Here is a 22,527-nt window from a genome sequence, read left to right as displayed (position 1 = left end):
TTGCGGGCAGGGACAGACGTGTCATCCCCCATACATTCCGCAGAAAGAAGAACCCGAGCTGATGTATAAGCTGTTCGATGGAATTACAACGAATCTGGGAGAACTGAAGGGATATGATTGAAAACAAACATCGTAAATGAAAACTCTATTATTTTTATTGATTACTGCGATTGTCGTGATACTTGCTGTCCGCCTTGTCTTACGTTTAATCCAAGCAAAAGTCAGAGGGTGGATTGGAGAGAAAGCCGTATCAATAATCCTCAAATTTCTACCTGACGAATACACCGTATTCAATAATATCTATATTGAGGAAAACGGAAAGAGCACCCAGATCGATCATGTCATCTTGTCGCCTTATGGGATATTTGTAATAGAGACAAAAAATTATAGCGGTTGGATTTACGGCAGTGAGAATGCCCAATATTGGACGAAGAACAAATACGGAACAAAATATAGATTCTACAATCCCCTATTACAGAATTACAGCCATGTGAAAGCTCTGCAATCCTTGTTCGGCTTTCCCATGCTATATTTTGTGCCGATAGTTGTTTTCACTGGGAGAGCAACTATAAAAGGACATTATCCGAACCACTATGTTATTTATGCCCGTCAGTTGTTAAGCACCATAAAGGCTTATCGGAAAATAGTTCTTACAGAAGAAATCCTGACCACTATAATCAACAAGTTATCTTATTCGAGCTTTGAAACAAGCGAGACTGCATCGAATCATGTTAACCAGATAAAAGATGGTATCAGAGAGCGAAAAGCTATAATCATGCAGGGCATCTGTCCTCGTTGCGGAGGAACCCTTGTTCACAGACAAGGAAAATACGGAGCATTCTGGGGATGCTGCAATTATCCGGAATGTCATTACACATTAAACGAGCAAACATTGATGAAAGGCGGTGCCTCTTAAGAAGCTTTAATTCCAGCCGTGTGCCTCCTCAACACCTTAACAACATGACAACTGAGCGAAAACCACTCATCGCTAAAAAGCTAACAAAACTTATTTGTTCAGGAGACCGGCCATCCCCCAGACAACACAGAATTGTCTGTTCTGAGGAGAAGGAAAGAGCCTCCGTACAGAACAAAATATCATCGGGCATACTCTAAAAATCCACGCTGGCCTGTCCCTAATAGGAGTATTGTCAACGACCTTTCACTTTTTGATTAAATTCAGCAAAGGCAATTTTCAGAAACTACCATTTAAGTTTTATCGGACGGCAATCATAGATTATGTCAAGGGACTTCCACCTTTGAAACGCTGTTGACACCGACTTCTTTCATTTTATTTAGGGTTCTGAACGTGTACCTCTCCCCCCATTCGTGAAGCAAAGACAGGAGATTCGCCCATCATAATTGTATAAAATCATGTCTTTTAGGTATTGACAGGAGTGTCACATCTTCTTAACTTTGCCACCAAATCAATTCTAATGGCTAAGTCTACCTACATTATTGTCGTGTTGCTGTTGATAGCTGAAGCTGTCAAGGCACAGCAAGACGGTTCCCCTCCTGCATTTCTCCTACATGGGACGGTCACCGCCTCCGATGACACACAGGAGGTGGCCGGTGCGACAATACGTGCGTACCGGCAGAAGAAACTGCTGGGGGGAACGGTATCAGACTCAGCCGGCCATTTTGTCATGAAAAACCTTCCCGCAGATGTCCTGCATCTTCATGTTACAGCTGTCGGTTACCAGCCTGCTGACACCACCATACAGATCCAGGCATCCGGTCCCATACGGATTTATATGTCCGCGAAGAGGCAATCAATGAAAGAAGTAGTGGTGACGGCATCCGAACAGAAAGGGATGACAAGCGCCACCATCATCGGACAGACTGCCATGGAACATCTGCAGCCTTCCTCGTTTGCCGATCTGCTGGCACTGCTGCCCGGTGGAATGACGAAGCCACCTTCGCTGGGCAGTGCCAATGTCATTACGTTGCGCGAGGCGGGTTCTCCAAGCTCACAGTATGCCACCTCCTCGTTGGGTACGAAGTTCGTGATAGACGGACAGGCCATCGGCACGGATGCCAATATGCAGTACATTGCGGGTACATTCCAGGGGGATGCCGATAACAGCAGAAACCACACGAGCTACGGTGTGGATATGCGGGAAATACCTACTGACAACATCGAGAAAGTGGAAATCATCCGCGGCATACCGTCCGTAAAATACGGAGAACTGACGAGCGGACTGATCAGTATCACGAGAAAGCATACACAATCGCCCTTGCAGCTCCGCCTTAAGGCCGACGAATACGGAAAACTGATGTCGCTGGGAAAAGGTTTCCTGTTGTCGGGGAAGTGGAACCTGAATGTTGACGGCGGTCTGCTCGAAGCCCGCAAAGAACCGAGGAACAGGTTCGAGACCTATCGCCGCCTCACCTTCTCGGCCCGCCTGCAGCGCAAGTGGGAATTGGGCAGGCATTATGTTCTTGAATGGAACGGAGCTACGGACTATGCCCTGAACATAGACAATGTGAAGACGGATCCGGAGATCCAGATACATAAAGACGACCGTTACCGGTCCTCGTACCTCAAGATGGGAGTGAACCAGCAGCTCATGTTCAGGAGAATGGAGCAGACCGGATTCAGAAGTGCATTGCTGACCTATGCCGCCAGTATTGCCTTCGACCGAATACACCAGACCGAGGCCGTCGCCTTGCAACGGGACTATGCCGTCCCGCTGGCTTATGAGAGCGGTGAGTACGACGGACTGTTCCTGCCGTTCCAGTATGTGTGCGACTACCGGGTAGAAGGCATTCCGTTCTACAGTACTGTCAGAGGTGAGACGGAATGGGCGGCACGGACTGCATCCATGCGCCACCGTATAACGGCAGGTGCAGAATTCCAGCTCAACAAAAACTATGGGAGAGGACAGATATTCGACATCACAAGACCCCTGCATGCTTCAACGGCCCGCCGCCCCCGATCGTACAAGGACATCCCGGCAACGGATATCCTGTCTTTCTATGCGGAAGACAATGCGACCATGCCTGTCGGCAGACACCGGTTGACGCTGATGGGCGGCATCCGTACAACCCAGCTGCTCAATATTCCGGGCTATTACGCCATACACGGCAGAATCTTCACCGACACACGTATCAATGCCCAATGGGACTTTCCGCAGTTTGCAGGCTTCAGGTGCTATGTCTCCGGCGGCTTCGGAATGATGACGAAGATGCCGACAATCCTTGACCTGTACCCTGACTATATCTATAAGGACATTACGGAACTGAACTACTGGGACATCCGCCCCGAATACAAACGTATCCATATCCGCACGTACAAGCTGAATCCCGTCAATCCCGATCTGCAGCCGGCACGCAACAGAAAATGGGAAATTCGCATGGGAGTAGACAGAGGCGCGCATCATTTCAACCTTACCTGTTTCCTGGAAGACATGAAGGATGGCTTCAGAAGCACCACGACAATACGTCCGTTTACTTACAGGAAATACGCTACGTCGGCTATCGACCCGTCAAAACTCACCGGGCCGCCGGCCTTGGATGCCCTGCCATCTGTTACCGATACCATCTTAGACGGTTACGGAACGACCGAAAACGGATCAAGGATAAAGAAGCGGGGCATAGAGTTCCAGTATTCCTCACCGCGCATACCTGTCATCCAGACCCGCATAACCGTGAACGGAGCATGGTTCAGGACCGTATACGAGAACAGCATTCCGCTGTTCAGATCCGCACCCAATGTGGTTGTCGGCGGTGTGGCTGTTGCCGACAGATATGCCGGATACTATCTGAATACGGATAGATATGACAAACAGATCTTTACATCTAATTTTATCTTTGACTCGTATATCGACAGACTGGGACTGATTCTGTCGGCAACGTCTGAATGTTTCTGGATGAGCAGCACGAAACGCCCGCCAACCTCAAGTGTCCCCATGGGTTATATGGACATCACTGGTGCGGTACATCCTTATACCGAAGCCGACAAGAACGACCCTTACCTGCGCTGGCTTGTACTGAGCGGTACGGCAGGGCAGGACATGAGCAATAGGGAACGCAGCTATATGCTGGTCAATTTCAAGGCGACAAAAAGGTTCGGCAAGCATCTTTCCTTGTCTTTCTTTGCCGACAGGGTACTTTACATCGCCCCTGATTATGAGGTGAACGGGTTTACTGTACGCCGTACGTTCTCGCCTTATTTTGGAATGGAAATGGGACTGAAGATATAAACCTAATTATAAACAGACAGATATGAAAACGTTAATCAAAACTTTCTTTGCCATCATACTGGTGTCAGTTCTTTTCAACTCCTGCACCAATGATGATGTTTCTCCTGGCGGTTCTGCCGTGAACTATGCCAAGTTCGGACTTGACATCAGCCTGTCCCAGGCATTCAGTGGTGTCGATTCCCTTGTCTCCATCAAGGTAAAGGTACATAACGTGTCAACAGGAAGGGACAGCACCTTTACCGTTCCGTCCGTCAAATGCCTTGATGCGGAGGGGAAACTGCAGTCGTCCATCAGTATTGATACGCTCAATATCGCTGAAGGGCTTTACAATATAGAGCTTGAGGCTAATGCCGTTCATCACAGCAAGCTGAAGACTAAAAGCATTGTCCGTGGCAATCTGATGAACCAGTCCTTGGTGAAAAGCACCGCTTCTACGCTGCCTCGTTTCGCCATCGACCTGTTCTTCCCCAATATGGGTAATGGCTTCGTGATTGCCGAAATCTTTGCCGCCCGCACACTCCGCCCCAGTGGCGATCCATATACCGGTGACCAGTACTTCAGAATTACCAATAATTCGGATGAAGTGCTCTATGCCGATGGACTGTTCATTGCGGAGAGTGCCTTCCAGCAGATGATACACCAGGACTATAAGCCTTATGTTCTGGACAAGGAAACACCGGTACAGTACATCACCAAAATCCCGGGAATGCACGGTGTAGACAAGAAATGTCCTGTCCAGCCCGGTGCTTCGCTCATTATCTGCGACAATGCCATTGACCATACCACAGCCGGCAGGAATCCCAACTCTTTCAATCTTTCAAAGGCCAACTTCGAATGGTATGACGAGTCGACAAGCCCGAGGGTCACTGACATTGACAACCCCGATGTCCCCAACATGGAGCGTCTCTATACCTATTCACGCACGATATGGGGCCCGCACGACCGTGGCTTTTATTCCTATGTCATGGGTTTCCTGGGAGTGGACAACCATACCTTTACGACCGGAAAAGACTACCAATACGATTATTCTTACCGTTTCGTGTACGGGACGACGGTCAAGGACATGAAATTCCATGCTGTTAAAGTCCCCAACACATGGATTGTAGATGCCGTAGTACTGGCCATCAAAGACAAGAAGAAATGGAATGTAATCAGTCCGACACTGGACAACGGCTATGCCTGGTTCTCCACAGTCGACCATGACCAGCAGCGTTATGGCAAGTCGGTGCGCAGGAAATACGATGCCAGGAAACATAAGCTGATTGACACTAACGACTCTCAAAATGACTTCGAGACGGTTAAGGCTGATCCATGGTATGTCTTCAAATAGGCCATGCCGGTATTCCCTCTTTGTGCTTCTGTGTGTCTCCCCTCTCTGTGGAGCCGCACAAGAGTACATACAGCCGTCCCTGTCTTCGCATTCACATTCATTGGAAGCCGTACGGGAGACTACCCTCCGGCTGCCTTCTTTGAGCTACTTGAACCCGTCAGACGTAGTCTCCAATCTGAATGAATTTACCCCCAGCCTTTCGCAGGTACAGGCCGGCTACCGCCATGACGGAGCGTCTCTCGCGGTCGATGCACAGCAGGGGACCGGTGCGGAGCTGATGTTCTTCAGAGCACAGTCGCACTTAAGAATCAGCAAGAAGTCTGTGGCATGGGGGGAAGCCGTCTATGAGAACGGCAGCAGGCAGGGTATATCATGGAATCTGAACAGCGATTACCAGCGTGTGTTCCCTTACGTCATTGCCGATACTGCCACTGTATCAATGCGGCGCGAGTACTATTTGTTCAGGGGTGGGTATGCACACCAGATGAACAGACTCTCCATAGGAGCTGAGATGAGTTACCGCTCTACAATAGAGTACCGCGACCGTGACCCACGTCCCAAGAACACGACACTTGACGTACAGCTGCATTTTGGAGGAGGCTATGCTGTGGCTGCACGGCGTGTCGTAGGGCTGTATGCCGGCGTCGGGAAGTACACACAGCAGAGTGACGTACAGTTTATGAACCCGCAGGGCAACCGTGTCCTGTATCATCTCACCGGTCTGGGCATGCAGTATTTCCGTTTCAAAGGATTGCAGAACGGCGTGAAGTATGAAGGTGGAAATTACTCGGCGGGGCTGTCCACACATACGAAGGACGGGCTCGGGCTGCAGGCTTCAACGGATCTCGAGTATGAGAACATCCAGAAACGGCTTTCCTCCGAACGTGACATTCCTATCTGTGATGTTTTCCAGACGAAGTGGAGAGGTGAACTAAGCTGGACAGGGCAATGGAGACAGTGGGACTGCAAGGCAACATTCTCCGCCGAGACAACGAAAAGAGAGGGGCAGGAACGCTATTATGACAGCGGACTGACAAATTACAAGGAGATAGCAAGCTCCAGACCTTTCATTTACCAGCACCAGGGCATGCAGTTGTCGCTCTCGGCGTTATATAAATTCACACCTGCCATTTGGCTCGTCATGCTGCCGAGACTGGCTTATGACGTAGACAATACGCAGTACCTGACCCCTGTTCGACAACTGAAAACAGCTTTTCTCGTACCTTCCTTGAAACTGGATCTGTCGAGAATGTTCTCAAGAAGTCTGCTGTCGGTAGGCTTCCTGTCTCATGTAGGCAGGCAGGTCCACCATCATTTTGTCTTCACTGAACCCCAGGTGTTCGACAAGCCCGTCGGGATGTTCCGCAACAACGCATTCATGCAGCAGGCAAGCTATTGGGACGCAGGGCTTCACATCCGCTATGATTTCAGACTTGTCAGGTCCCTGACTTCCGCTTTCATGCAGATGCAGCTGGGGCGCAGGTGGTACGACAACCACCAGCATGGCCACAATCTTGAAATTTCAATGGGCGTAACACTTTGAGGCAGGCGGCAACGCATTGCCTCCTGTAATGAATTCATTTATTAAATATCAATTGCGTATGAAAAAGATCTTACTTACCCTCTTCGTCTTGTTCAGTACGACGTTTGTCTTTGCACAGGACGATTACAAGGTTCCCACTGATGCCTATTTCAATCAGCGTGTTGTACAGCTTACCAAGGCCGGCACGCTGGAACAGACTGTGATGGAACTCTATGGTGACGTACATGTCCAGGGCATCAAAGTCACCGGACCGATGAATGATGCTGACCTGAAGTTCCTGGCCAGACTTGCGAAAGGAGGTTCGCTGACGGACCTGCATTCGGCGAATTTGCATGATGCGGAGTTTGAAAGCATACCCGAAGGCTGCTTCCAGAACCTGACTTATTTCATGTATATTTACTTCCCGAAGACGCTCAGAACCATTTCTGACAATGCCTTCCAGAACTGCGACCTGATTTCGGTAGTGTTGAACAATGGCCTGGAGAGCATTGGGAAGCGTGCCTTCTACAGTACTCACAGTAAGACCCTGACGATACCGGCCTCTGTAAAGTATATCGGAGATGCGGCTTTTGCAGGCAGCAAAGATTATACGGAGGTGAAGGTCGACCCTGCCAACACCGTCTTCAAGATGATTGGGTACATGCTTTGCGATGTCAGCAGACATAAGGTACTGCAATGTTTCAATATGTCCGAGGGCATCGTGGAAGTCCCGCAGGACATGGAGAGCATCGGTGATGAGGCCTTCTCTCCGTTGAAGAAGGTCACGACTGTCCGTATTCCTGCTTCTGTCACCCATATCGGCAGTGAAGTATTTAGTATGACTTATGCGCTGCAAAAGATTGAAGTGGCATCGGAAAATCCTTCTTTCACAGCAGTTGACGGCGTACTCTTCAGCAAAGACAGGTCAGTCTTGTGGACCTATCCGGCCTCCAAGGACGGAAAAAGCTATACCACTCCGGCTACGGTCAGACAGATTGCCGACGGTGCCTTTTCCCAGGCGGGCGGTCAGAATGCCCATGCCGGGATGAAAGGAAAAGAAAAACGCGAGAAGAATCTTGCCAGGGTAACGGTCAACGAAGGTACTGAAACCATCGGAAAAGATGCGTTCCTCTTCAGTGGACTGGAGGAAATAGAACTTCCCAAAACTCTTAGAAGTATAGGCAGCAGCTGTTTCTATTATACGGACTTAGGCGAGATTACCCTTCCGGAGGGCATCACCCGGCTGGAGGATGCCACCTTCGGAGCCTGCGGCAGCCTGGAGAGCGTCACTTTGCCAAGCACGCTGACGTATATAGGTAATGACATCTTTGCCGTTTACAACACTTCCCTCACGGACGTTTCTATCTATGCCCCTGAACCGCCTACCTGTGCAGCCGGTGCTTTCAACACCTTCGACAACAGTGTGACCTTGCACGTTGTGGGAGGAGCGGAAAGAAAATACGAACAAGACGACATCTTCGGGTCAAGTCTGTTTGACAGCATTGTAGGCGATCTGACACCGACATCTGTCAAGAATGTCACCAAGAGGGCAACCGACGTTGTAGAAACGGGCATATACAGCATCGATGGCAGAAAGCTCCAGCACAGGACACGCGGCCTGAATATCATCAAGATGAGTGATGGAAGCGCACGGAAAGTGCTGGCCGATTCTCCAAATCAGTAAAAGAAAGAAAAACATTTGGCACGACGCCCGATCTGGCGATTGGGCAACGATATAGCCCTTTCGCCAAATAAGGCAACCGCAAGAAACCCGCCCTGCTTCTCTCCTGAAAGACAGAGAGACAGGGCGGTGTAGACTGCAACAGTCGAGCGACTCCGACTCTGATTACGTCAAGGCAATCCCATCGAATGGACGGTTCAAGAGGGCACACTTTCAGATTCTTCCGTTAAATGCGTGGATGCTTTTCGTATAGCTTTAACGGAAGAACCGAAACTATTCATTCAACAAAAACATAGCCAAGACTGCCAACTGGCTATTCCATCATCATCCTCCAATACAAAAATCTTTTAAATTTAATATGCTGGAAATGCAGATAAGGTTTTGAAAAGTTATTACATAATTTCAAACAAATCTTCTGCAAATATAAAAGACACAAACAAAAAAGCAAGTTTGTAACCAACAGTAAATCAACAGGTTGTCAAGTCGTTTTTAAAAGGTGCTTGATTGGACTTCAAAAGGGCGTTGGTAACACGCTAAAAGGGCACCTGTTGCAAGCCAATCAGGCATCTTTTAGAAGCTAACAGAGCATGTGTCAGCTTTGGTTGCATGAAAACAGATTACAAACACCGATGATATGAGAATAAGTTGTCTGTAGAAGACGGAAAGACAGGCTGATGGACAGGCATCGTATCCATTTGTCTTTTCTGCATTTTATCCTCCTTTATAAGACCATCTAACTTTGGATAGCCATACCATGCAAGTGCATAAGCCTTTATTTCCAATCTATGCAGTTAACGGAGGAACCCTAAATTTGCCGATACGGATTATTTTCGTTATCTTTGTCAACAAAACAAACGAAACAACCAATGGCAACAGTAGACGACAAGAAGATTATCTTCTCAATGGTGGGGGTGTCTAAGATCATCCCGCAGAATCAGAAACAGATCCTGAAGAACATTTACCTCTCGTTCTTTTATGGTGCAAAGATAGGCATTATCGGTCTCAACGGTGCCGGAAAGTCCACGCTGATGAAGATCATCGCCGGACTGGTGGAGCCTACACAGGGTGAGGTGGTATGGAGTCCCGGCTACTCGGTGGGCTATCTGCCGCAGGATCCGCCGCTCGACGAGACAAAGACCGTGAAAGAGAATGTCATGGAAGGCGTACAGCAGATCTATGATGCACTGAAAGAATACGACGACATCAACGTGAAGTTCGGACAGGAGGAGTATTACTCTGATGCCGACAAGATGGACAAACTGATGCAGCGACAGGCTGAATTGCAGGATATCATCGATGCAACAGATGCCTGGAACATCGACTCGCGACTGGACCGTGCGATGGATGCACTGCGCTGTCCAAAGGGCGATCTGCCTGTAACGAACCTTTCGGGTGGAGAGCGTCGCCGCGTCGCACTCTGCCGCCTGCTCCTTCAGAAGCCCGATGTGCTGCTGCTCGACGAGCCGACGAACCACCTTGACGCCGAAAGCATCGACTGGCTGGAGCAGCATTTGCAGCAGTATGAGGGTACGGTCATCGCCGTTACCCACGACCGTTACTTCCTGGACGATGTGAGCGAGTGGATTCTTGAACTCGACCGTGGCGAGGGCATTCCATGGAAGGGCAACTACTCTTCGTGGCTCGACCAGAAAACAAAACGCATGGAACAGGAAGAAAAATCGGCTTCCAAGCGGCGCAAGACCCTGGAGCGTGAACTGGAGTGGGTGCGCATGGCACCGAAGGCACGGCAGGCAAAGGGCAAGGCCCGTCTGAACTCTTACGAGCAGATGCTCAACGAGGAACAGAAGCAGCGTGAGGAGAAACTCGAAATCTTCATCCCAAACGGTCCGCGTCTTGGAAACAAGGTGATCGAAGCGCAGCACGTGAAGAAAGCCTTTGGTGAGAAGATGCTCTTCAACGACCTCAACTTCACGCTGCCGCCGAACGGCATCGTGGGTGTCATCGGACCGAACGGTGCGGGCAAGACAACGCTCTTCCGCCTCATCATGGGACTGGAACAGGTCGACGGCGGAACATTCGAGGTGGGTGAGACCGTGAAGCTCGCTTATGTCGACCAGCAGCATAAGGATATTGACCCGAAGAAGACAGTGTATGACGTTGTAGCACAGGGGAATGAGACGATCCGCATGGGTGGGCGCGACATCAACTCACGTGCCTATCTCTCTCGTTTCAATTTCTCCGGCACGGATCAGAGCAAGCTCTGTTCCGTACTCTCCGGGGGTGAACGTAACCGCCTGCAGCTGGCACTGGCCCTGAAGCAGGAAGGCAACGTCCTCTTACTTGACGAACCGACGAACGACATCGACGTGAATACGCTCCGTGCTCTGGAGGAAGGTCTCGAGGCATTCGCGGGATGTGCGGTCGTCATCAGTCACGACCGTTGGTTTCTCGACCGTATCTGTACTCACATCCTTGCCTTTGAGGGCAACGGCGAGGTGGTCTTCTTCGAGGGCGGTTTCTCTGATTATGAGATCAATAAGGCACGCCGATTGGGTAATGAGGAGATAAAGAAAGGAAGGTACAGGAAGCTGATGGAGGGATAAAAAAGCCTCACCCCCGACCCCTCTCCGAATGGAGAGGGGAGTAGACGGCGGGAGACTCCTGCGTGGAAGGGACCGAGGCCGCGACAGGATTCGGGTGAGGCTGGGATTCCGAAGACAGAAGGAGGAAACCTCTATGCAGGAGAAACTGAACCCGAAGCCAGGTAAAACAGGGATTCCGGGACAGATGAAGAAAAGACCGGAGAACCCTCCTCAACAGGGAGGATAAAAACAAAATGAGCTGTCTGTTGTTAAAATGAGACCTGTCCATGTCACCTTTTGTGCACCGGCAACGTTATACATGTGAATCGGTTCAGAAAGAAAATTCAATGTATAACCTACTTAAAAATGAATGATTATGGATTCTGTAGTTCTCCACACCCTTGCTGACGCTGTTTTCCCAATAGCCGTCGCGGTGATTCTTCCTATTGTGTACACCTGGCTCACTTACCGGAACAAGCAGCACGAGACCGACAAAAGAAGCCAGATTGTAATGGCCTTCATCGAAAAGAACCCTGATGTCGACATACAGGAGTTCCTCCGCCAGATAAATCCTCCGAAGAAACCGTACAAGGAGAAGTTGATGACAATGGTGCATTACGAGATGCTTTGGGGAACAATCTGCATGATAGGCGGGACCGCAACCATCTTGGTGATTATAACACTGTGGCTCGTGTTGGGCTTTGCCAACACGTACATTCCTATTGGTGCCGTCTTCGGCGTACTTCCACTGGCTGTCGGATGCGGTCTGCTGGCAGCCTACAACAATGGCAAGAAGGCTCTGGACAGGCTGAACGACAACGATTAGGAAACTATGACAAGAGAACAGTTCGTCAACCGGGTCGGTCAGGAGCAGGCAGCATTGCGCCGGTTCCTGACGGCCTTGTGCTGCGGCAACAGTGCCGAAGCTGACGACATTGCTCAAGAAGCACTCATCAAGGCCTATCTTCGAAGCGAACAGTACGACGAACGGGGGAAGTTCCCGGCATGGCTGATGAAAATCGCCTATCGTGTCTTCATCGATTCACACCGCAGACAGAAGAACCGGGCCGAACAGCCTATTGAGAAAGCCTTGACGTTACAGGGAAGCAATGGGAGCGATGATGCTTTCCGCTACGAGGAATTGCACAGTGCCTTGGCAACGCTTTCTGAAACGATACGGACAAGCATCCTGCTCTATTACATGCAGGGCTATCAGATAAAAGAGATTGCAGAGATAACCGACAGCAGTGAGAGTGCCATCAAGAAGCAGCTCTCACGGGGACGGGAGGAACTTAAAAACTTACTGGAAAGATGAACGAGGACAAATTCTTAAAAGACCTGCTGGCAGACTATCATCCCCGGCTTTCGGATGACAGGCAGTTCATGGGGAGGCTGCAACGGCAGATGGAACTTGTAGAAGAAGTAAAGGCTTATCAACGCGCAGAGACCCGTAAGAACAGACGGCTGTCAATCTGGATGCTTGCCGTCGGCATTGTAGTGGGGTGCATGGTGACGCTCGCAAGTTTCACACTGCCTGCCATCATGGAGACATATGTCAATGGGACAGAACCGGAACTTATCCTTGTCCTGCTTCACAACGTCCGGTATATCGGTCTGGCGATCGGTGCCGCCTTCGTCACGTTCAGCCTGCTGTTCACCATGAGGATGGTCAACCTGAAACCGTAAAGTCCCATCCTGCGAGAAGCAGAAGGAAAGTGTCAAAAAAAGAGACATCCACACGATGAGGATGTCTCTTTTCTTATGCTTCTCCGACAGCTATCGAACCTGTACGACCAGATACTTGCTCGTACTCCAGAAGGTCTGCGGATCCGTGATACGGAGGACGTACTGCCCGTTGGTGTCAGTCGACAGAGAGTAGCTGCTGCTCGGATGAGCCGTCAGCAGCCGGGCGCTCTTGCTGTAAAGTTTGATTTCCTTGTTGACACGGATGTCAATCTTCGTAAAGTAGTTCTTGTTGAACGAACCCTGCAATACCTTTCCACCGTCGAGGATGTGCTGTGCCTTCAGTTCACTCTTCGTACCGAACACATACCAGCCTGTATTCAGCTGCTTGTCCTGTGTGTTGATGGTCTCGGTCTTCTGATTGCTTTCCGCCTGAAGATTTTCCTTTTCCTTGGTGAGGGTCTCCTTCTCCGTAGCAAGGCTCTCTTTTTCCGTCTTCAGCGTCGCAACATCCGTATTCAGCCCCGTGATGGTCTCGTCAAGTTCCTTGATATGGATATTTTTCGACTCCAGTTCGGAACGGAGCTGCTTCAAGTCCGACTCCTTGCGGCTCAGCTGGTTGGTCAGCTGGCTGAGGGTCTTCTTCATGGCGTCCCCCTTGAAGCCCGTCTCGCGCAACTGCTGCTGCAGCTTCTTGATCAGTTCGCGGTTCTCCTTCATGCGCTGGGCGATGAACTGTATATTCTCCTTCACCTGCGTAGCCTTGTCCGGCCGTTCACCGTCCTTCGCAATCGTTACCCGGTTCTCGGCCTCGTTGATCTCGGTAAAGCCCTGCTGGATATCGTTCAGCGTGCCCATCATGTCATTGATTTCATTGTCACGTGCACTGATGATAGAGCGCAGGGAGTCATTCTGTATCTCGGCAGGATTCAATGCCGACTTCTTGTCTTGATTGCAGGATGCCAGTGCAAGAGCTCCACATACTGCCATTACTAATAGTTTCTTCATACGTTATATGTTTTATCCGTTTGATTCTTCCTGTCGGAAGACTTGACTTTTTCCTTTCCCGCCACCACGATGACAAACTCACCCCGTGGTTCGGTCTCTTTGAAATGGGCGATCACCTCTGCCAGCGTTCCGCGTACACTCTCTTCATGCACCTTTGAGATTTCCCTGCAGCAGCTTGCCTGCCGCTCCGTTCCGAACACCTCCGCAAACTGTTCCAGGGTCTTTACCACCCGGTAAGGCGACTCATAGAAGACCATCGTCCGCGTTTCCTCCGACAGGCTTTCAAGATGCGTCCTGCGCCCTTTCTTCTGCGGCAGGAAGCCTTCGAAACAGAACCGGTCGCAAGGCAGTCCGCTCGACACAAGCGCCGGCACGAAGGCCGTCGCACCCGGCAGCGTCTGGACAGTCACGCCGCTGGCTGCCGCCTCACGGGCCAGAAAGAAGCCCGGATCGCTGATGCCCGGCGTCCCCGCATCAGAGATGAGCGCAATGGTCTCCCCTGCTTTCAGACGGTTGACAATCCCTGCAGAAGTGCTGTGCTCATTGAACTTATGATGAGATATCAGGCGGTTCCTGATTTCAAAATGCTTCAACAGAATACCCGAGGTGCGGGTATCTTCACACAGAACCAGATCAGCCTCCTTAAGGACTCTGATGGCCCGGAGCGTCATATCCTCCATATTGCCGACAGGGGTCGGTACGAGATACAGTATTCCCATTCTTAGCTGCAAATGTAAGTCAAATCGGATGAAAGTCAAAATAAATTAGCTTTTTTTACATAACAATCATTTCCGTTTGCAGGGGGCAGAAGCATCGGAGACCGGGGGCATTCAGAAGAGGGGCACATCCGGCTGCAGGTACAGGATGAGAGGGGGAAAGGAGAATGTTCCACCGCCACAGGTTGAGGAAAAGACGGCATCCTTCAGGGGAAAGGTTCAGAAATCTTGACCTCTCGACACATTCAACCGGGAAGACAGCTTCTTCCCCGGCTTCCCCCTCTTTCAGCAACTTTTAACGCTTAACATTTACCTTTTCTCTATAAAATATCTATCTTTGCATCAACAAATGACAACGATGGACAATCTCAACGGTGAAAGGCGTCGGCAGGGACGCATTGAAGTGATTTGCGGAAGTATGTTCTCCGGCAAGACCGAAGAACTCATCCGACGGATGAAACGGGCGAAGTTCGCCAGACAAAAAGTGGAGATCTTCAAGCCCTCCATTGACACCCGCTATTCCGACGAGGATGTCGTCAGCCACGACCAGAATACCATTCACTCCACACCGATCGACTCATCGGGCAGCATCCCGCTCCTTGCAGCAGGCATCGATGTCGTCGGCATCGACGAAGCACAGTTCCTGGATGACGGGCTTGTAGATGTCTGCAACCAGCTGGCGAACAACGGCGTGCGCGTCATCATCGCCGGCCTCGACATGGACTACAAGGGTGCCCCCTTCGGTCCTATCCCCGCCCTCTGCGCCATCGCCGACGAGGTGACGAAGGTGCATGCCATCTGTGTGAAGTGCGGTGCGCTGGCATACGTGAGCCACCGTCTTGTGGCCGACGACCGCCGTGTCATGCTGGGCGAACAGCAGGAATACGAGCCGTTGTGCCGTGCCTGCTACCAGAGAGCGATACAGGAGGAAAGAAAAGACAGAAAATAAAAGGACTATGGCACAGACTATCACATTCGACAAGTTCATACGATGGGCATTGATCGCACTTGCCATCCTCGCCGTCGGCTTTATCATCAATGCCCTCTCCGGGGTGCTTCTGCCTTTCTTTGTCGCATGGCTACTCGCCTACCTGCTCTACCCCATTGTGAAGTTTGTACAGTACAGGCTCCATGTGCCGGGCAGAGCCTTGAGCATCCTCGTCACCCTCCTGTTCGTCGCAGCGGTCATTACCGCCATCTTCCTCTTCATAGTCCCCCCGATGATCGGCCAGATCGACCGGCTCATGCACGTTGCCAACCGCTATCTGCACGAGACGACCCATACCGACAGCCTGTCGGCAATCGTACAGCGGTGGGTCATGGAGAACCAGATCGAGATAGAACGCTACCTGAAGAGTCCGGACTTCACCAATACCCTCAAGACCGCCATGCCGAAGCTCTTCTCGGTAATCGGGCAGACGGCAAGCATCGTCCTGTCGATCATCGCATCCTGCATCACCTTGTTATATATGTTCTTCATCCTGCTCGACTATGAGACGCTGACCGAAAAATGGATAAAGATATTCCCCAGGAACGTGCGCCCCTTCTGGGCCGGACTGGCACAGGACGTGGAACGCGAGCTGAACAACTACATCCGAGGACAGGGACTGGTATCGCTCTGCTTAGGCATCTTGTTCTGCATCGGATTCACCATCATCGACTTCCCGATGGCCATCGGCATGGGCATCCTCGTCGGCATCCTCAACCTCGTACCTTATCTTCATACCTTCGCACTCATACCGACGGCGTTCCTCGCCCTGCTCAAGGCGGCCGATACAGGACAGAACTTCTGGATCATCTTCGGGTCGGCCCTGGCGGTCTTCGCCGTCGTGCAGGTGCTGATGGACATGGTGATTACGCCGAAGATCATGGGAAAAGCCATGGGACTGAACCCGGCCATCCTGCTGCTTTCCCTCTCCGTATGGGGGGCACTGTTAGGCTTCATCGGACTGATCATCGCCCTTCCGCTCACCACGCTCATCATTGCCTATTGGCAGCGGTATGTGACAAAGGAGGAACAGTAAACATCCTATCCGTCCCGTCTCTCCTTGCAAGGTTTCCGACAGGCGCATGACGGGCAGACCGTTAGGACAGACACCCTCGCTCTCCGACAGACACTATGTTGTGCTGCGGAAAGCGAGGGTGTCTGCTTTTCCCCAGGCAGCTGCCATGCAGCCGCACCGCTGTAAGTCCGGGAGCGATTCATGACCGTACTTCCATGCCCTTGTCATTCAAAGGAAAGCATGACAGGCCAGAATGTGAAATCCTCCATGTCAGATTACAGTGATGGGCGTATCCAAATCCACATCAAGTCCTATCCGCAATTTGTCTTGTTCATTGTTTTTATTAACCAGTATACCGTCAAATCTTCCTTTTATATTATACCTATACTTTCTTATGTGTGCTGAGGTATTAGCAGAATTTGTGTAGTACGATATTAAGGCTATGGTTGAAAAACGAAGATCTGCCGGGAAACCCACTTTCGATGAAACATAAGTGACAGGTGTTTTGATGCCAGAATAATTGACCTCAATATAGTATCTATATTTTTGGGGTCTATAAAGATGGTTATCTGTTGCTGTGTATGTGTCCATAAAGTCAGGAACATAAAGATGAAGGTCTACGGTAGAATCTTTCGACGTTATCAGTCTTACTTTCAATGCCAAGCTCTGCTTGTCATCTGCAGTTCTGTATGCCATAACCGTGCTGAGACGGTCGGTGTTAGTGGTGTCTGACTCCGTAATGTCTATATTTTTTTATTAATAATTCCCATAACATTACATTTTTGCAGAGGTGTATGGATCTGCTCCTGTTCGTCATCATCATGACTGCACGAACTCAACAAGCCCGTGAACAGAAAGAACGTGAGCAGTAAAATCATTGAGGGAAAAATAGCGTTTCTGTCAATTACTTTTTTCATTGTGTCGTTTAAATTACTTCGTTTTCGCAAAACTATAAACAAAATGTATAAAAGCATCATTTATTAAGACCGTTTAGCGATGTTTAAACATGGTTTCACTATCGTCAGCTCGCAGGTGTCATGCAGCTTTTTCTTTACAAGTCGCTTATACACAGTTTATTGTATACTGAATACACATTCTGCATGACTCTTTGTCCGCCAGATGCCCGTGTCGTTGCGAAAACAGCCTGTGCCCTTATGGGGAAAGTCACGGTTCTCGTCCTTGCAGTTCTCTTACAGGAAAAGCTGCCGGCTTGTAAAAGAGCCGGCAGCTTTCCAAGGCAGCTTGCCGAGGACGATTTCTCCCCGGCCACCCTGCATCTTCGAGCTGTCTTTGAAGACCTTCGCCAGCGAAGCGTTCTGTCTGTTCACGGAGTTCCTTCACGGTACGTCCCTGATCCTCACGCATCGCCCTGATGGTTCCTCCCAGAAGACATGGCTCACACATACGACTCCAGGAACTTGACCGTCCCGGAGACCTTCACGGTGGTTGCCGTAGCAGGCAGAAGCACGCTCTCGCCGGCACGGAAAGCAACGGTATTGCCGTCGGCATCGGTAAGTCCGCCCTCGCCTTTCAGTCCTACGAGGATGACGAATGAGTCCAGGTCGCTGTAATCAAGCGTCATCGGCTCTGTGAGGTCATAGACGGAAGTCGTGAAGTACGGACAGCGCACCAGTTCTACCGGTTCGTCCTTCCGTGCCTCATACCGCGTGCGGTAGTCAGGATAGACGGTGTAGTCGATGCACTCGGCCGCCTCCCGGGTGTGCAGCTGCCGGTAGTTGCCCTCCTTGTCCTTGCGTTTGAAGTCGTAGATGCGGTAGGTGACGTCGCTCGTCTCCTGTATCTCCGCCAGGAAACAGCCGGCACCGATAGAATGGATGCGCCCTGCCGGGAGGAAGAACACATCGCCTTCTTTGACTGGATACTCCGCCAGTGCGTCGGTGATGGTGTCGTCTTCCACCATCGACTTGTACTGCTCCGGCGTAATCTGCCGTTTCAGTCCGCTGCGGAGGGAGGCGTCGGCGTCGCTCTCCATGACATACCACATTTCCGTCTTGCCGCGTCCCAGCCCCTTCGCCTGTGCCTGCGCGTCGGTGGGATGCACCTGTATGGAGAGCTGCTGCCGGGCATCGATGAACTTCACGAGCAACGGGAACTCGTTGCCGAAACGCGCATAGTTCTCCTTGCCTACCAGCCGCTCCTTCAGCGTGTCGACAAGTGCGTTCAGCGTCCAGCCTTTGTACTTGCCGTCTGCCACGACACTCTCGTTATCCTTCACGCCGGAGACCTCCCAGCTTTCGCCCACCTGCTTCTGGTCTGAAGCAAGATGCTTGAAGGGGACTATCTTCTCACCGCCCCAGAGGGTTGACTTCAACAGAGGATTGAACTTAAACATTTCCATTTTTATTGTTACATTTGGTTATTATCAACAGATCTGCAAAGAATCCGTCAGACAGATTCTTTCAGCATTGCAAAGTTACATTTTATTCCGGACATGGCAAAACTTTGAGGTTTGAGGATTGAGGTTTGAGATTTGAGATTTGAGGTTTGAGGTTTGAGGTTTGTCCACTGTATTGCATCCATCAAAAAAGGATTCTTCCGTTAAATGCGTGGATGCTCTTCGTATGGTTTTAACGGAAGAACCGAAGTGATTCATTAACCATAAACATAGCCAAGACCGTCAGCTGTCCGTTCTGTTATCATTCTCAGATACAAAAACCTTTTTCATCTTAATACATTCAAAATACAGACAAGATTTTGAAAAGTCATTACATAATTTCAAACAGATCATCTGCAAATATAAAGAACACGTGCAAAAAGCAGGCTTGTAACCAGCAGTCAATCAACCGGTTGTCAAGTCGTTCTTAAAAGGTGCTTGATTGGACTTCAAAAGGGCGTTAGTAACACGCTAATAAAGCACCGGTTGCAGGTCAATCAGGCATCTTTTAGAAGCCAGAAGAGCATGTGTCAGATTTGAACTGCGTAAAAATATTTACAAACACCGATGATATGGGAATAAGTTGTCTGTAGAAGACGGAAAGACAGGCCGATGGACGGACATCGTATCTATCTGTCTTTCCTGCATTTTATCCTGTAGTTTAACCCCCTTTGTAAGACCATCTGATTTCGGACAGTCATACCTTGCAAAGGCATAAGCCTTTATTCTATTTTCCATCTACGCATTTAACGGAAGAACCAGGAAAAGGCTGTACTGACACAAAAAGGTCCCGTCGAGACGAATTATGCCTCAACAGGACCTTCTGTATCTGTCATGCGCATGCACGCCTGATGCACACTCCCTGTCTGTGCAGAGGAAACTACTTCACAAGCACCTTCCGGGTTGTTCCGTCAGAAGACTTCACGATGTTCAAGCCTCTCTGCAAGTGCTGGAGCCGCCGGCCGTCAACCGTATAATACTTCTCGGCGGCATTCTTGTTGACGGCGGCATCCTCGATGCCGGCAGTGACGACCGGAGCCGTCATCGGATCACTGGAATACTTCTTGCCGTCTTCCTCATAGACCATCACGACAGACAGTTTCTTGACGGATGCATCGTAGAAGTGGATAATGCGCTGATTGTCTACAACCTTGATGTCATAGTTCCGCTTGTCCTTATAGCTGAAAGGAATATCGGTCATGTCCTTCTCCAGATCCGTGTACTTCGCCTTCAGAAACTTGAACGGCTCCTTGCTGTCATTGACGTAAACGTTATAGTACATCTTGGCCGGGTCGAGATACTTCCCTTCGACATCTACATTCTTCACATAGAAAGCCAGGGTCGTGGTGGTCGTGGTGTAGTCGTAGCTTTCCGCTGCCGAACAGTAGTGCAGCTTCGGGGTCTCCGGCTTGGCGGCCTTGTGCTGGTAAGGAGTCAGCACAAGGTTCTCGTAGCTCTCAAGGTCGCTGTCGAGCAGATTCTTCGCACTGCTTCTGCCCTGCACCACACCGAGAATGTTGTCAGCCGTCAGCACGCCGCTTGTCGCATCCACACTGAATCCGATATGGTCAGCAACATTTGCGGCATCATTGAAAGCAGCGGCATAGGTGTGATACTCCGCCTTATCATAGGAATAGCTCTTGAAGTCGGTCTTCTTCGTCGTACCCAGATACTGGTTCGTCTGCATCACGTACTTGTCGCCGTCCTTGGTGAGCTTCACCCATACGCCGGCAAGTTTCGCACTCTTGAAGATTCCTTTCAGGTAAAGGTCGTTGCCGTCGACAGCCGCCTCCACGATGCGTGGAGAAGTCACTTCCCTGGAGGTAAGCGTGTACTGCTCCTTCCTGGCCGATGCCGGAGGGGTGACGAGCTTGTCTTCAAGCGTCTGAATCGTGACAGCCCAGTCGCCGTAGCGGTCTTCCCATACATTCTTGTAAGTCATTCCCAAGATTTCGCTCTTGGAGCCTACGCCCTGCATCGTGAGCGTCTTGCCGTCCCAGGTGAACATCATGTAATTTCTGTTCTTTGCAACAACCTCGTACTTGTCATTGCCTTTGAGCTGCAAACGATTAAGCTGCAAGATACGCTCCGAACCAGAATCATCGTCATCGTCGTCACCGTTGTCGTCCTTGTGGATGTCCTGCGGCAGAACGGCTTTGTACTGGCCGTCGCTTACCTTGTCCAGCTTCAGCCACGACTTGCTGTCAAGGCCTGAAAGCGGATTGTAGACGTAGAGGCAGCCATCATCGCCCACCACGATCTTGGAGACCAGCCCCTCGTACCTGCCTGGTGCCGTGCCTGTCCAGCTCTTCTGTTTCCACGAATCGCTGGTGCGGTACATGTTATCAATAAGCGTCCCCGCCGGCGTATCCATCCGCTGTGCGGAAGCGGTGAGCGCCAGAAGGAATGCACAAATAGAGAATAAAGTTTTCTTCATAATCTGATATTTTAGATGAGATAAATTATTTGTCTGTGTCTGTCAGAAGTCATATCCGATGCCGAAGGTGCAATAACTGCTACCGGCATCAGCCGTTTTCAGCAGATAGGCTCCGTTCAGGCGCAGTCCGTGATACCTGAAGCCGACACCCATCGTAACATGGCTGAGGTCGTGAGAGCCGTATTCATATCCGGCACGCACTGATACCATCTTGTCATAAGTATATTCAAGTCCGCCGCCAGCCATGAGGGTCGTGTAATCTGACGGCTGGAAGAAGTAGCGGGAAGACAGGGCAGCCGCCACCTGATGCCTGTCCGCCACATCCACCGACAACGCCCCTCCAACGGCAGCATACGTAGGCATTGATGTCTTGCTGCCGTTTCCATAGTCGAGCCGGGGACCGATTGCCCCCACCTTGGCATCTACCATGAGACGTGCAGGCTTGCGGGCGACGGTCACGCTTCTGTTCTGATAGGAGGCACCCACGGTGAATGCACCTCCGGTGGCATTCTTCGACAGGTGGCTGAAGAGGACGCTTCCCGTTGCATAGGCAGCGAATCCCTTGCCGATCATACAGGCATAACCCATGTCGATGGTCCAGTCGTAGGGCTTGTAATCCTTGGTCGGTTCACCGAGCATATCGTACCCCTTGAACTTCAGACCGCCGGCATACCGGAAGCCGGCAAACGCTGCATGATGCCTGGCGAATTGCCAGCCTACGGTGGCTGTATAGAGTCCGAATGTTCCGTCAGCCCCCTCTGCCTTTTCGTATAATGAAGCGGAAGCGTCTGCCGTGAACTTCTTGTCTGCTGCAAAGAAAGCAGCAGGACTGTTGTACAGATACATCCCTTCGGCCGCTGCCGACACATTGCCCATAGCAGCAGTCCGTGCATCGGTGCCGGCAGTCAATATCGGGAGGTTCTGTCCCTGTGCATGGGCCTGCACGGCACAGAGGAGTGCTGTACAGGCTGTTAGAATGATATGTTTTGAATTCATACTCGTTTGTA

General features: G+C 50.6%; 18 protein-coding genes. 11 read left to right on the top strand and 7 right to left on the bottom strand.

Going from position 1 to position 22,527, the window contains the following annotated elements; genetic code table 11:
• Positions 1–136: 136 nt before the first annotated feature.
• The 9 genes from J4864_RS10410 (at position 137) to J4864_RS10370 (ending at position 12,964) form a co-directional block, all read left to right on the top strand.
• The gene (locus J4864_RS10410; protein WP_211814828.1) at positions 137–916 is read left to right on the top strand and encodes a nuclease-related domain-containing protein; all 780 of its coding nucleotides are present in this window, start codon (positions 137–139) and stop codon (positions 914–916) included.
• 517 nt (positions 917–1,433) lie between these two features.
• Positions 1,434–4,202: a TonB-dependent receptor gene (locus tag J4864_RS10405; protein WP_211814827.1), complete on the top strand. Its 2,769-nt coding sequence runs from the start codon at positions 1,434–1,436 to the stop codon at positions 4,200–4,202.
• Between the two features lie 22 nt (positions 4,203–4,224).
• Positions 4,225–5,532, top strand: coding sequence for a DUF4876 domain-containing protein (locus J4864_RS10400; protein ID WP_211814826.1), 1,308 nt, complete (start codon positions 4,225–4,227; stop codon positions 5,530–5,532).
• A gap of 100 nt (positions 5,533–5,632) precedes the next feature.
• Positions 5,633–7,075 (top strand): DUF6850 family outer membrane beta-barrel protein, encoded by a 1,443-nt coding sequence (locus tag J4864_RS10395; protein ID WP_246479458.1) that lies wholly within the window; start codon positions 5,633–5,635, stop codon positions 7,073–7,075.
• Positions 7,076–7,133: 58 nt separating this feature from the next.
• Positions 7,134–8,738, top strand: a complete 1,605-nt coding sequence (locus J4864_RS10390; RefSeq protein WP_246479457.1) for a leucine-rich repeat domain-containing protein — start codon at positions 7,134–7,136, stop codon at positions 8,736–8,738.
• Positions 8,739–9,601: 863 nt separating this feature from the next.
• Entirely contained in the window at positions 9,602–11,299 is a 1,698-nt protein-coding gene (gene ettA, locus J4864_RS10385; protein WP_211814824.1) for an energy-dependent translational throttle protein EttA, read from the top strand.
• A 355-nt stretch (positions 11,300–11,654) separates the two neighbouring features.
• Positions 11,655–12,104, top strand: a complete 450-nt coding sequence (locus J4864_RS10380) for a hypothetical protein (RefSeq protein WP_246479455.1) — start codon at positions 11,655–11,657, stop codon at positions 12,102–12,104.
• Between the two features lie 6 nt (positions 12,105–12,110).
• Complete coding sequence (locus J4864_RS10375) at positions 12,111–12,593, top strand: RNA polymerase sigma factor (RefSeq protein ID WP_211814822.1); 483 nt, start codon at positions 12,111–12,113, stop codon at positions 12,591–12,593.
• Positions 12,590–12,964, top strand: a complete 375-nt coding sequence (locus tag J4864_RS10370) for a hypothetical protein (protein ID WP_007367368.1) — start codon at positions 12,590–12,592, stop codon at positions 12,962–12,964. The genes J4864_RS10375 and J4864_RS10370 overlap by 4 nt, the downstream gene beginning before the upstream one ends.
• Positions 12,965–13,054: 90 nt before the next feature.
• Here the strand turns inward: J4864_RS10370 and J4864_RS10365 are convergent, their stop codons facing one another.
• Positions 13,055–13,969: a Cbp1 family collagen-binding glycoprotein adhesin gene (locus J4864_RS10365; RefSeq protein WP_007367367.1), complete on the bottom strand. Its 915-nt coding sequence runs from the start codon at positions 13,967–13,969 to the stop codon at positions 13,055–13,057.
• Positions 13,966–14,688, bottom strand: a complete 723-nt coding sequence (rsmI, locus tag J4864_RS10360; RefSeq protein ID WP_211814821.1) for a 16S rRNA (cytidine(1402)-2'-O)-methyltransferase — start codon at positions 14,686–14,688, stop codon at positions 13,966–13,968. Before rsmI ends, J4864_RS10365 begins: the two co-directional genes overlap by 4 nt.
• A gap of 346 nt (positions 14,689–15,034) precedes the next feature.
• Between rsmI and J4864_RS10355 the strand changes: the two genes are divergently transcribed.
• On the top strand, positions 15,035–15,634 hold the full coding sequence (locus J4864_RS10355) for a thymidine kinase (RefSeq protein WP_211814820.1): 600 nt from the start codon (positions 15,035–15,037) through the stop codon (positions 15,632–15,634).
• Between the two features lie 7 nt (positions 15,635–15,641).
• Positions 15,642–16,709 (top strand): AI-2E family transporter, encoded by a 1,068-nt coding sequence (locus tag J4864_RS10350; RefSeq protein WP_211814819.1) that lies wholly within the window; start codon positions 15,642–15,644, stop codon positions 16,707–16,709.
• A 249-nt stretch (positions 16,710–16,958) separates the two neighbouring features.
• Here the strand turns inward: J4864_RS10350 and J4864_RS10345 are convergent, their stop codons facing one another.
• The 5 genes from J4864_RS10345 to J4864_RS10325 form a co-directional block, all read right to left on the bottom strand.
• Positions 16,959–17,384, bottom strand: a complete 426-nt coding sequence (locus tag J4864_RS10345; RefSeq protein ID WP_211814818.1) for a hypothetical protein — start codon at positions 17,382–17,384, stop codon at positions 16,959–16,961.
• A gap of 494 nt (positions 17,385–17,878) precedes the next feature.
• The gene (locus J4864_RS11860; RefSeq protein WP_246479453.1) at positions 17,879–18,016 is read right to left on the bottom strand and encodes a hypothetical protein; all 138 of its coding nucleotides are present in this window, start codon (positions 18,014–18,016) and stop codon (positions 17,879–17,881) included.
• A 68-nt stretch (positions 18,017–18,084) separates the two neighbouring features.
• A complete protein-coding gene (locus J4864_RS10335; protein ID WP_211814817.1) occupies positions 18,085–19,047 on the bottom strand; it encodes a type I phosphomannose isomerase catalytic subunit in 963 nt (320 codons plus the stop codon).
• 916 nt (positions 19,048–19,963) lie between these two features.
• Positions 19,964–21,520, bottom strand: coding sequence for a hypothetical protein (locus J4864_RS10330; protein WP_211814816.1), 1,557 nt, complete (start codon positions 21,518–21,520; stop codon positions 19,964–19,966).
• A gap of 42 nt (positions 21,521–21,562) precedes the next feature.
• On the bottom strand, positions 21,563–22,516 hold the full coding sequence (locus tag J4864_RS10325) for a PorV/PorQ family protein (RefSeq protein WP_211814815.1): 954 nt from the start codon (positions 22,514–22,516) through the stop codon (positions 21,563–21,565).
• Positions 22,517–22,527: the final 11 nt, after the last annotated feature.

Source organism: Prevotella multiformis, from assembly GCF_018127985.1.
GTDB lineage: Bacteria > Bacteroidota > Bacteroidia > Bacteroidales > Bacteroidaceae > Prevotella > Prevotella multiformis.
The sequence above is the reverse complement of the archived record's forward strand: the minus strand, read 5'-3'. Positions and strand labels throughout refer to the sequence as shown.